Source organism: Burkholderia sp. BCC1644 (assembly GCF_902833225.1).
Classification (GTDB): domain Bacteria; phylum Pseudomonadota; class Gammaproteobacteria; order Burkholderiales; family Burkholderiaceae; genus Burkholderia.
This window is the reverse complement of the sequence record NZ_CADFEI010000018.1, coordinates 75,694-88,112: the sequence shown is the minus strand read 5'-3', so window position 1 is coordinate 88,112 and position 12,419 is coordinate 75,694. Positions and strand designations below refer to the sequence as shown.

Genomic DNA, 12,419 nt, shown 5'->3' with positions numbered 1-12,419 from the left:
GGCGAGTGGCGTCGCCCACCGTTGCGCGGGCCGGCCCGATCCGGCCCCGTCGGCGCGCAGCCGGTTCTTTTCGTCAACGAGCTATGGTGTAATGCCGGCATGAAAACCGGTAATCAGTTCAATACTGTCGCGCTCGTCGGCCGGAGCAACACGCCCGTGATCGCCGAGCCGCTCGCCACGCTGGCTGCCAGCCTCGCGAAGCTCGGCTTCGAGGTCGTGTTCGAAGGCGATACCGCGCGCGAGATCGGCATCACCGGCTACCCGGCGCTCACCCCGGCCGAAATCGGGGCGCGTGCGGACGTGGCGGTCGTGCTCGGCGGCGACGGCACGATGCTCGGCATCGGCCGCCAGCTGGCGCCGTACCGGACCCCGCTGATCGGGATCAACCACGGGCGGCTCGGCTTCATCACGGACATCGCGGCCGCCGACATGCACACGCTCGTCCCCGTGCTGCTGTCCGGCAAGTTCGAGCGCGAGGAGCGCGCGCTGCTCGAGGCGCGGATCATGCGCGACGGCGAACCGATCTACCACGCGCTCGCGTTCAACGACGTCGTCGTCAACCGCAGCGGCTTCTCCGGGATGGTCGAGCTGCGCGCGTCGGTCGACGGCCGGTACATGTACAACCAGCGTTCGGACGGCCTGATCGTCGCGACGCCGACCGGCTCGACCGCCTACGCGCTGTCGTCGGCCGGCCCGATCCTCCATCCGCAGCTGGCGGGCATCGTGCTCGTGCCGATCGCGCCGCACGCGCTGTCGAACCGGCCGATCGTGCTGCCCGACGATTCGAAAATCGCGATCCAGATCGTCGGCGGACGTGACGTCAACGTAAACTTCGACATGCAGTCGTTCACGTCGCTCGAACTGAACGATACGATCGAGGTGCGCCGCTCGAAGCACACGGTGCCGTTCCTGCACCCGATCGGCTACAGCTACTACGCGACGCTGCGCAAGAAGCTGCACTGGAACGAACACGCCTCGAACGAAGACGACAAGGCGTCCTGACGCCGCCCCGCCCCACATCATGCTCCGCCACCTCTCGATCCGCGACTTCGTCATCGTCGCCGCGCTCGATCTCGAATTCGACAGCGGCTTTTCCGTCTTTTCCGGCGAAACAGGCGCCGGGAAATCGATCCTGATCGACGCCCTTGCCCTTGCGCTCGGCGAACGCGCCGACGCGAGCGTCGTGCGCACCGGCTGCGGCCGCGCCGACATCACGGCCGAATTCACGCCGCACGACCGCGTCGCGCGCTGGCTCGACGAACACGCGTTCGACACCGAGGACACCGTGATGCTGCGCCGCGTGATCGACGCAAACGGCCGTTCGCGTGCGTTCATCAACGGCACCAGCGCAACGCTCGCCCAGCTGCGCGAACTCGGCGAGATGCTCGTCGACATCCATGGCCAGCATGCGCACCAGCTGCTGATGCGGCCCGACGCGCAGCGCGAGCTGTTCGATACGCACGCGGGCCTCGTCGCCGATGCGGCGAACGTCGCACGTGCCTGGCGCGTGTGGCGCGACGCGACGCAGGCGATCGACGCCGCGAAGGCGCACGAGCGCGAGCTGCAGCTCGAACGCGAAAAGCTCGCGTGGCAGCTCGCCGAACTCGACAAGCTCGCGCCGCAGCCCGGCGAATGGGACGAAGTCAGCAACGAGCACAAGCGGCTGTCGCATTCGGCGAACCTGATCGAAGGCGTGCGCGGCGCGCTCAACGCACTGTCCGAGTCCGACGACGCGATGCTCGCGCAACTTGGCGCGATCGTGTCGAAACTGCGCAGCCTGGCCGACTACGACACCACGCTCGGCGACGCGCTCGCGTCGCTCGAACCGGCCGAAATCCAGCTGCAGGAAGCCGTCTATTCGCTGTCGCACTACGCGCAGCGCGTCGATCTCGATCCCGAGCGGCTCGCGCAGGTCGAGACGCGTCTCGATGCGCTGCACTCGACCGCCCGCAAGTTCCGGCTGCCGCCCGACACGCTGCACGAGGAACATGCGGCGCGCCGCGCGCAGCTCGCCGCGCTCGACGCGGCCGCCGATCTCGGCGCGCTCGAGGCGACGCAGGCCAAGGCGCGCGAAGCCTATCTCGCCGATGCCCGACAGCTGTCCAAGTCCCGCGCGCAGGCCGCGAAGGTGCTCGGCACGGCCGTCACGGCCGGCATGCAGGAGTTGTCGATGGCGGGCGGCAGCTTCGAAGTCGCGCTCGCGCCGCTCGCCGACGGCGGCCCGCACGGGCTCGAACAGGTCGAATTCCGCGTCGCCGGGCACCCTGGCGTGCCGCTGCGGCCGCTCGCGAAGGTTGCGTCGGGCGGCGAACTCGCGCGGATCAGCCTCGCGCTCGCGGTCATTGCCAGCGCGGCAAGCCCGACGCCGACATTGATCTTCGACGAAGTCGATACGGGGATCGGCGGCGGCGTCGCCGAAGTGGTCGGCCGCCTGCTGCACCAGCTCGGGCGCGACCGCCAGGTGCTGTGCGTGACGCACCTGCCGCAGGTCGCCGCACGCGGCGACCATCACTTCCAGGTCGCGAAGGGCAGCGACGATCGCGGCGGCACGGTGTCGACGGTCGTCGCGCTCGACCGCGCCAACCGGATCGAGGAAGTCGCGCGGATGCTCGGCGGGCTCGAGATCACGGCCACGACGCGCAAGCACGCGAAGGAAATGCTGGCCGCGTGAACAACGCCGGCCGGCTGCCTGCTCACCGCCGCACAACCGCGGCGGCGGACGCGCCCATCGCATCGCCGACGTCGCCGCGCCAGGCCGGCCGCGATCAGCCCTTGCATTGCGTATGCATGTTCGCGTTCCCCTGCTCGCGCCATGCCCCCCACTCGCCGCCCGTGCCCGGCTCGTCACCGAGCACCCACCAGCCGTTCAGCCAGGTCTTGCTCCGGTGGCTGACCTTCTCGCACGGCGTCGCATAGGTTTTCTTCGGATCCCATGCGGGTGCCCCCGCCACCGCGTCGGCCCGCACCGTCACCCGATGCGTCGCCGCCGCGCTGCGGTTCTGCGCGTCCGTCACGGTCAGTTTCACGTCATAGCGCCGCTCTTCGGCCGCCTTCGGCGCAACGAACGACGCGTCTACGCCGTTCTGGTCGATCGCCAATCCGGCCGGCCCGCTCCAGCGGTACGTCAACTCCTTGCCCGTCGACGACGCACCCGACAGCTTCACGCGCTCGCCGCCTTTCGCAACCGCCGGCCCGCTGATCGACGCCTTCGGCGGCGCAACCAGCTCTTCCGCCTTGACTTTCACCTGGTGCGTCGTCGCAGCCGAATAGCCGTTCCCGTTGGTGACCGACAACCGGAACACATACTCCCGATCGCGTTCGTGCGCCGGCGCGACGAAGCGCAGCGTGCTGCCGTCCTGCTTCGCATCGATCCCGTCGGGCACGGTCCACCGGTACGTGAGCCGATCGCCGATCGAGGTCGCGCCCGACAGCGTCACCGACTCGCGTGCGTTGGCGTGCTGCGGCCCCGTAACCATCGCCTGTGGCAACAGCTGGCCGTCGTTGCGCACGTCGATCACGGCGCCGTCGGGTCCGGCCGAACGCACCGTGATGATCTTGCCCGACAGCGTGTCGTGCAGCGCGTGGCCGGGCATCAGCGGCGCGTCCTTCATCCCGCCCGAGCTGCGCGGCGTCGTGTCGACCAGCGAGCTCGAATACGCCTCCGTGTCGTAGCGCATCGTCCGCACGATCACGCCGTTGACGAACGGATCGGACGCCGGCCGTTCGTTGTAGACCGGCGTTGGCTGATGGAACTCCAGCCACAGTTCCGAGCCGTCGTTGCGGTCGATCCGGTAGGCCTTCGCGCCACCCGCCTGGCTCCATGCGGGCTTCAGCGCGTAGGTTCCCGCATCGCGGACCACGGGCGCATCCCCGCGCTCGAGCCACTGGTTGTACTGCAGATAGCTCACCGGATACGGGCGCGCACCGCCGCCGCCCATCGGGTCGGCCGGATCGTCGACGTCGCCCTCGCGGCACTGGTCGCCGAGCTTCACGGTGCCGCCCTCGGTCGGACACCGGACGACCGAACCCGAATGGTCGGCACCGAACGTATGGCCGAATTCGTGCGCCCACACGCGGTACGGATTGTCGTCGCCGAGCATGATGATCCAGTTGTCCTGCGCCTGCGCGAGCCCGAGCCAGTCGCAGGCCGGCAGCTCGCTCATCGCGGGCAGGCTGAGGAACAGGTAATCGTAGTCATCCGGGTTCACGCCCTGCTTGAGCGCCGCCTTGCGCGCGCTCGACAGGAACTTGTCGGCATCACAGGTCGCGGGCCGCTTGCCGAGCGACACGTTTTCCAGCGTCTTGCCGCTGAGCTTCAGCTTGCCGCGCGACGAGAATTTCAGGAATTGCACGAGCGACGCGGGATCGTCGCCGTTGCCGAACACGGCGTCGCGCACGGCTTTCGGGTCGTTCGGCCGCGTCCCGTCGAAATGCGCGACCATCAGCAGCGCCGACTTGTTGCCGACGAGCGGTATGCTCGGCCGCTCGACGGGCTCCGCGTGATGCCAGATAGCCTGCGCACCGACCTTCGATGCACGCTGCATCGCGACGCGGCCGTCGGGCAGCGCGCTCAGGTACTCGGTCTGGCCGAGCACGTCGCGGTAGAAATTGCGCAGCACGAGCCGGCCGTCGACGCCGATCCCTGCCGTCCACATCCGCATGTAGTCGAAGCCGTCGGTGTCGTCCTTGTCGTCGCATTGGCCAAGCACGACGGGCTCGTTGCGGCCGCCCGTGTCGTAATCGGTCTTCAGGCAGTAGTCGTGGCCGCGCGCGGCGGCCTCGGCGTTCTTGATGTAGTGGAAGCTGTTGGCACGCACCTCGAGCTTCCAGTCCTGCGCCGCGCTGCCGTTGCACGCGGCAAATTCGACGACGTCGCTGCCGGCACGCCAGGTCAGGCATTGCGCGGCGCCGCGTTCGGTATTGGTGAGCGGCGCGTAGCCGGCGGCGGCGGCCGCTGCCGGCGTGGCGAGCATGGCGCTGGCGACGGAGACGGCCGCCGCGATCAGATGGGGACGGAAGGTGTTCAAGACGGGATCGAAAGGGCGGAGGCGCACGGTGCGCCGGTTGATCGGAGCCGCCATTGTTCCGGCGCCGCCCGCCCCGCTCAAACAATCTCAATCGAATCTCAACGCCCCGGAGCCGCACCCCGGGCGGCCTCCGCAACCTCGGCGCGCCGCCGTCAAGCGCCGCCGAACACCCGCTCCCACAACGCCGTCACCGCGGCCCGCTCGCCGGCGACCGTCGCCGGGTCGACCCGCGCCTTCTCCATCCCGTCGAGCCGCAGCTTGTGCTGCAGCTTCCGGTACTTGCGGTACGCGGCGCCGACGCGCTCGGCCTCGTCCTCCCCCATCAGCCCGAAGCGCGCGACCTCGCGCAGCAGCGCGATGTTGCCCGTGTTACGGATCAGCTCGGCGTCGCTCGACGCATGCAGCAGCACCCAGTACTGGACGATGAACTCGATGTCGACCATCCCGCCGCGATCGTGCTTCAGGTCGAACAGCTCGGTCTGGTTCGGATGGCCGGCAAACACCTTGCCGCGCATGTCGACGATCTCCTTCGCCAGCACATCGCCGTCGCGCGGCGTCGTCAGCACCTGCTGGCGGATCGCCTCGAAGTCCTCGCCGATCTGCGCATCGCCCGCGCTGTAGCGGGCGCGCGTCAGCGCCTGGTGCTCCCACACCCACGCCGTATTCGCGGCGTCGCCCTCGCGCAGCTGGTAGCGGCGGAACGCATCGAGATCGGTGACGAGCAGCCCGGCCTCGCCGTTCGGCCGCAGCCGCAGGTCGATGTCGAACAGCGCGCCGGCACCGGTCGCGGTCGTGAGCCACGTGATGAGCCGCCGCGTGAAGGTCGTGTAGACGTCCGCCGAGCGCTCGTCGGGGTCGTCGTACAGGAAGATCAGGTCGAGATCCGATGCGTAGCCGAGCTCCTTGCCGCCCAGCTTGCCGTAGGCGATCACCGCGAACTTCGGCACGTCGCGATGACGCTTCGCAAGCTGCGACCAGACCACTTCGATCGTCACGTCGAGCACCGCGTCGGCCAGCTCGGACAACCGGTCGCTCACATGCTCGACCGACAGCTGCCCGGCCAGGTCGATCAGCAGGATCCGGAACACCTCCGCGTGCTGTGCATGGCGCAGCAGGTCCATCTGCTGCTCGGGGCCGTCGGCCGCCGCGAGGCGCGCGCGCAGCGCGTCCTTGAACACGGGCCAGTCGAACGGGCTCGCGATCGCCTCGTCGTCGAGCAGTTCGTCGAGCAGCTGCGGATGACGGATCAGGTAGCCGCCGCCCCAGCGCGTCGCGCCCAGCACCGACAGCACGCGGTCGAGCGCGGCCGGATATTCGGTCAGCAGCGCGAGATAGACACCGCGCCGGCTGACCGTCTCGAGCAGGTCGAACAGGCGCACGATCGTGTCGTCGCGGCGCGCGGCATCGATCTTCGGTGCGGCGTCGAGCGCCCGCTGCGCGACGCTGTCGAAGCGCTGCCGGCTCTTTTCCGGCAACCCCGTGTAGCGCGACGATTGCCAGATCGCGCGCAGCCGCGCGAGCACGGTGGCCGGATCGGCAAAGCCCAGGCCGTCGAGACGCGCGACCAGCGCGTCGTCCTCGCCGTCGTCGGCCAGCGCGCCGCTCCAGATCCACGCGGCTGCGGTGTCGTCGCCGGCCGCACACGGGGCACCGCTCACCTTGTCGGCGAAAATCTGGTGGAACTGCGCCTCGACGAAGGTCCGGTGGCCGTCCAGCACCGTCATCAGCGCCGCATAGTCGGCAAAGCCGAGCGACGCGGCCAGCGCCGCGCGTTCATCCGGTTCGACCGGCATCGCGTGTGTCTGCGCGTCGTTGCGGTACTGCAGCCGGTGCTCGAGCGTCCGCAGGAAATTGTAAGCATCGGACAGGCGTACACGCACGTCCTCGCCGATCAGCCCGCGCGCCTGCGCATGACGCAGCACCGCGAGCGTCGGCCGCACGCGGAATTCGGCATCCTGGCCGCCGCGGATCAGCTGGAATACCTGCGCGCTGAACTCGATCTCGCGGATCCCGCCGCGCCCGAGCTTGATGTCGTCGGCCTTGTCGGGCCGCATCGACGCGCGGCGCGCGGCTTCCTGCCGGATCTGCTGGTGCAGCGAACGGATCGCGCCGATCACGCCGAAATCCAGATAGCGGCGGTAGACGAACGGCTTGACGATCGACTCGAGCTGCGACTCGAGCCGCTGCGCGGCGTCGCTGTCGCCTTCCGATACGAGCCGCCCCTTGATCCACGCATAGCGCTCCCACTCGCGCCCCTGCACGTAGAAATACTCCTCGAGCATCCCGAGGCTGCACACGAGCGGCCCCGAATCGCCGTTCGGGCGCAGCCGCATGTCGACGCGAAACACGTAGCCGTCGGCCGTGACCTCGGACAGCACGCCGATCAGGCGCCGGCCGAGCCGCGTGAAGTATTCCTGCGTGGACAGCGGCGAACGCGTGCCGCCGGTCGTCTCGCCGTCGTCCTCGTAGACGAAGATCAGGTCGATGTCCGACGACACGTTCAGTTCGCGGCCGCCGAGCTTGCCCATCCCGACCACGCCGAGCACGACGCGCTGGCCGTCGGCGCCGCGCGGCTCGCCGTACATTGCCTCGAGTTCGACCGACAACAGCGCGAGCGAGCGCTGCACGGCCACTTCGGCGAGATCGGTCATCGCGCCCGTCACCTCGGCGACGTCGGCCAGCCCGCGCAGGTCGCGCTCCGCGACCGCGCCGAACGCCTCGGCGCGCAGTTGCCGCAGTGCGCGCTTCAGTTGCTCCTCGGTCGGCGCGGCCGTGCCGGCCGGCATCGCGAGCAGTTCGGTGAGGCGCGCGTCGAGCTGCGCGCGGCCGAGCGGCGCGGCCGCCCACGCGGCCACCTGCTCGGCGAGCGCGGGCCGCGCGGCAGCCGCGCGGGCAAGGTATCGGGAATAGGACGTGCTGATCAGGGCGGAAGGGTCGGTCATCGAGAAGCGAGCCTGGCGGAAAGGCCGGCCGGCGCGGGCCGGCGCGTGCGCGCCCCGCTGCCGACCGGCCTCATGAACTCGGCGCGGCATCGCGGGACGCACGTGCGTCCGCCGCGAAACCGCGCGCCGGAAAGCCCGTGCCGCGCTGCCGCAACGGCCGCCGGCACGAACCCGTGTGATACATTTCAACGTCAGTCTGCAAAACTACCATATCGCCGCCCGTCCGCCGCATGTCCGACCGTCAGGAATCCGCCGTAGCTGCGCCCGAAGCGGGACCTCCGAAGCACGATCATCCGGTCCTGCGTCGCGTGTTCAGGGTGACGCTGGCAGTCGGGATCGGCACCTACTTCGTCGCGTCCGGCGCGTTCCTCGGGCTGCGCTATGTCCTGCTGCCCCGCATCGACGAATTCCGCCCGCGCATCGAGCGCGCGGTGTCCGACAAGCTCCACGCGCAGCTTTCGATCGGCAAGCTTTCTCCGAACTGGTCCGGCATGCAGCCGGGCGTCGAACTCACGAACCTGACGATCCGCGGCCGCGACGGCAAGGTTGCGCTGTCGGTGCCGCACGCAACGGCCGCGCTGTCGTGGATGTCGCTGCTGCGGCTGTCGCCCGCGCTGTCCAGCCTGATCGTCGACCAGCCCGACCTCGTCGTCGCGCGCGCCGCCGACGGCTCGCTGAGCGTCGCAGGCGTCGGCGTGGCAACCACCCACGGCGGTAACGACACGTTCGGCACCTGGCTGCTGAAGCAGGAGGCGATCGTGCTGCGCGGCGGCACGCTGCGCTGGCGCGACGCGCAACACGACGCACCCGAGCTCGTGCTGTCGGGCATCCGGCTCGCGGTGCTCAACAACGGCCGCGTGCACAAGGTCGCGCTGCAGGCGCCCGCGAACGGCACCCTGCTGCTCGGCCCGCTCGATTTCCGCGCACGCTTCCGGCACAAGCCGCTTGCGCCGATCGGCAAGCCGTCGAACTGGACCGGCGACGCGTACCTGTCGACCGGCCCCGTCGACCTGCAGACGCTGACGCGCTACCTCGACGTGCCACTGACGATCCATGCGGGCCGGATCGACAACGCGATCTGGGCGACCTTCAGCGATGGCCACCTGCGCTCGGCGGGCGGCGACCTGCAAGGCGCCGACGTCGCGCTGCGCGTGCGCCCGACGCAACCGCGGCTCGACGTGCCGACGGTCGGCTTCGGCTGGGACATGGTGCTCGACGCCGGTCACGACTACACGCTGCACCTGACGCGCTTCAACGCGGAGCTCGGCCAGCTGCCGCTACCGGACGGCACGCCGCTCGCGCGTTCGCTCGCGCTGTCGACGCTGACGGCGCGCTACCGCGTGCCGACGGCGACGCAGGGGCAATTGATCAGCGTCGTGGGCGACCGCGTCGATCTCGGCATCCTCAGCGAGTTCATCCGCGGGCTGCCGCTGCCGGCGCGCCTGCGCAACGAGCTGATCAAGATCGACCCGCGCGGGATGATGCAGAACTATCAGATCGAGGTCGAGCGCGCGAAACCCGCGCGGGCCGACCTCGCCGACGAAGAGCGGCGCACGGGCGCCGCGCCGATCGTCCGCTACCGCTTCCTCGGCGACCTGCAGGGCATCAGCTTCGCCGCCCAGGAGCCGCCGCCCGGGCTCTCGCCGCGCGGCCACCCGCGCGCCGGCTGGCCGGGCATCGAGAACCTGTGGGGCCGCGTCGACGCGAACGAAACGGGCGGCAACGCGCATTTCGACACGGTCAATGCGGCCGTGACCGTGCCCGGCGAATTCGACGAGCCGCGCCTGACGTTCGACCGGCTGCGCGGCAACGCCAAGTGGGCCATCACGCCCGCGCCCGGCGAGAAACACGCGCGCGTCGACGTGTCGCTGCCGGACCTGCTCGTGTCGAACCCCGATGCCGAAATCGCGGTGTCGGGCTCGTACACGAACCCCGGCCACGGCCGCGGCACGCTCGACCTGCGCGCCGATTTCGCGCGCGCATCGGTGGCACGCATTCCGCGCTACCTGCCGACCGGGATGTCCGAGCATCTGCGCGACTATCTCGGCCACGCGCTGCAGGACGGCAAGGTGACCAAGGGCGCGTCGATCGTCGCGCGCGGCCCGCTCGAGAAATTCCCGTTCGAACACGAGCCGGACGCCGGCGTGTTCCATATCGTCGCGCCGTTCACCGGCGGCCGCTTCGAGCCGACGCCCTACCCGCCGCGCAAGCTCGCGAACGGCACGCCGAGCGTCTGGCCGGCGCTCGACGGGATCGACGGCGTCTTTGAGCTCACGCAGAACAAGCTGCGCTTCGACATCGATCGCGCGCACTACAAGCGCGTCGCGTTGACGAAGGTCGCGGGCCGCATCGACGATCTCGGCAATCCGTCGCACTCGCCGCTGATCATCGACGGCCATGCACAGGGCCCGCTCGCCGACCTGATCGATTACGCGGACAACAGCTCGCTCGGCACGATGAGCGGCCATATCGGCCAGCGGATCGACGCGCAGGGGCCCGCGTCGCTCGCGCTCAAGATCACGATTCCGCAGCACGTCGCGCATCCGCATACGCACATCGAAGGCGCGCTCGCGTTCGGCGGCAACACGCTGTCGACCAGCGGCGTGCCGCCGCTGTCGGCGCTGCGCGGCAGCGTCCGCTTCACCGAGGCCGGCGCGTCGCTGCACGACCTGTCGGGGCGCTTCCTCGGCGGCCCGGTGCGCGCGAACGGCAACTTCCAGTCGCACGGCCCGTACACCGTGGACGTCGACGGCCGGCTCGCGCTCGACGCCGCGCGCGGCCTGAACCTGCACGGCCCGGCGGCCGCACTGCTCGAACACGTGGTCGGCGACGCGCCGTACAAGGTCGCCGTGCGCGGCGCGCCGGGCCGCCTGCCCGACATCAGCGCGCATTCCGACCTGACCGGCGTGGCACTGAATTTCCCCGCGCCATTCGCGAAACCGGCCGGCACGCCGATGCCGTTCAGCTTCACGCTGCAGCCGGCGCCGCAGGCGGACGGCAAGCGCCTCGAGCATGCCGACCTGACGCTCGGCCCCGTGTCGGCCACCTACCTGCTCGATGCGACGCGCGGCCAGCCGCTGCGCGCGGTGCGCGGTGCGATGGGCATCCACCGGATGCCGGACATGCCGCAGGACGGCGTGAGCGCGGCCGTGGACGTCGGCGAACTGGACGCCGACGCGTGGCTCGCACTCGCCCACACGCTGAAGCCCGACACGCCGCGCGCGCCGGAGCCGCAGCCCGCGCCGCGCGTCGATTTCGCGAGCTTCGCGCCGAAGCGTTTCGCGCTCCATTTCGGCACGCTGAAGCTGCTCAAGCGCAACTGGGAAAACGTGATCATCGGCGCGTCGCACGTCGACGATCTCTGGCAGGCGAACATTGCGTCGAACCAGGTGTCGGGCTACCTGTCGTGGGCGCCGGGCGGCGGCCACAACGGCGCGGGCGTGCTGAACGCGCGGCTCGCGAAGCTGGTGGTGCCGCAGAGCGCACAGCACGACCTCGTCGGCCGCGCGATGAACCTGCCGACGCCGACCGATCGCCCGATGCCGTCGATCGACCTGATTGTCGACCAGGTCGTCGCACGCGACCACGACATCGGCCGGCTCGTCGTCAACGCACGCAACATCGACGAAGACGGCACGCCCGTGTGGCAACTCGACAAGCTGGAGCTGTCGAACCCGGCCGCGAAGCTGACGGCGACCGGCAACTGGCGCACGTCGCGCCGCGCGCTCGCCCGCGGCGCCGACGAGAACGACGCGCCGCGCCGCACCGTGTTCGACTTCAAGCTCGACATCGACAACGCGGGCGCACTGCTCGACCGCGTCGGCCTGCCGCGCACGCTCGCGGACGGCCACGGCACGGTGACGGGCAAGGTCGGCTGGCGCGGCGGCCCGACCGCGCTCGATTTCCCGTCGCTCGGCGGCCAGGTCGCGCTCGACCTCGAGCACGGGCAGATCCTGAAGGTCGATCCGGGCGCCGCGAAACTCCTCGGCGTGCTGAGCCTGCAGAGCCTCGCGCGCTTCCTGACGCTGAATTTCCGCGACGTGGTCGGCAAGGGGCTGCCGTTCGACAAGATCACCGGTACCGGCCGGATCTCGAACGGGATCGCGCGCACCGACGATTTCTCGATGATGACGGGGCCCGCGAACGTCACCGTGCGCGGCGCGGTCGATCTCGGCACCGAGACGCAGGACCTGCATGCGCACGTCGCGCCGAAAATCAGCGCGGGCGCAGCCGCGATCGGGGCGGCCGTCATCAATCCGCTGCTCGGCATCGGCGTGCTGGCCGCGAACTACGCGCTGTCGGAGACCCTGTCGCACGCGTTCGCGCTCGACTACGCGATCACCGGCTCGTGGGCGCACCCGCATATCGAGCGGGTGCGGGGCGATCAGGGTAAGATGAATCACGGTCCGGCCGATGCACCGAACCCGAATCATTGAGCCGCGCATGGCGC

Annotated in this window: 5 protein-coding genes; 3 read left to right on the top strand and 2 right to left on the bottom strand. The window is 70.1% G+C overall.

From position 1 onward, the window contains the following. Positions 1-99: 99 nt before the first annotated feature. The gene (locus HWX87_RS29480; protein ID WP_176050543.1) at positions 100-1,002 is read left to right on the top strand and encodes an NAD kinase; all 903 of its coding nucleotides are present in this window, start codon (positions 100-102) and stop codon (positions 1,000-1,002) included. A 19-nt stretch (positions 1,003-1,021) separates the two neighbouring features. Beyond that, entirely contained in the window at positions 1,022-2,671 is a 1,650-nt protein-coding gene (gene recN, locus HWX87_RS29475) for a DNA repair protein RecN (RefSeq protein WP_176050542.1), read from the top strand. Positions 2,672-2,765: 94 nt separating this feature from the next. On the opposite strand, the gene HWX87_RS29470 is transcribed toward recN, so the two are convergent. Both HWX87_RS29470 and glnE read right to left on the bottom strand, forming a co-directional pair. Next, positions 2,766-5,027: a carbohydrate-binding protein gene (locus HWX87_RS29470; protein ID WP_176050541.1), complete on the bottom strand. Its 2,262-nt coding sequence runs from the start codon at positions 5,025-5,027 to the stop codon at positions 2,766-2,768. Positions 5,028-5,179: 152 nt separating this feature from the next. Further along, on the bottom strand, positions 5,180-7,969 hold the full coding sequence (gene glnE, locus HWX87_RS29465; protein ID WP_176050540.1) for a bifunctional [glutamate--ammonia ligase]-adenylyl-L-tyrosine phosphorylase/[glutamate--ammonia-ligase] adenylyltransferase: 2,790 nt from the start codon (positions 7,967-7,969) through the stop codon (positions 5,180-5,182). A gap of 230 nt (positions 7,970-8,199) precedes the next feature. Here glnE and HWX87_RS29460 point away from each other — a divergent pair, with 230 nt between their 5' ends. Beyond that, the gene (locus HWX87_RS29460; protein WP_176050539.1) at positions 8,200-12,405 is read left to right on the top strand and encodes an AsmA-like C-terminal region-containing protein; all 4,206 of its coding nucleotides are present in this window, start codon (positions 8,200-8,202) and stop codon (positions 12,403-12,405) included. Positions 12,406-12,419 lie beyond the last annotated feature (14 nt).

What these genes read in the sequence shown, in the direction of transcription:
- HWX87_RS29480 (WP_176050543.1), top strand. Translation starts at nt 100, where the DNA reads ATGAAAACCGGTAATCAGTTCAATACTGTCGCGCTCGTCGGCCGGAGC.
- recN (WP_176050542.1), top strand. Translation starts at nt 1,022, where the DNA reads ATGCTCCGCCACCTCTCGATCCGCGACTTCGTCATCGTCGCCGCGCTC.
- glnE (WP_176050540.1), bottom strand. Translation starts at nt 7,969, where the DNA reads ATGACCGACCCTTCCGCCCTGATCAGCACGTCCTATTCCCGATACCTT.
- HWX87_RS29460 (WP_176050539.1), top strand. Translation starts at nt 8,200, where the DNA reads ATGTCCGACCGTCAGGAATCCGCCGTAGCTGCGCCCGAAGCGGGACCT.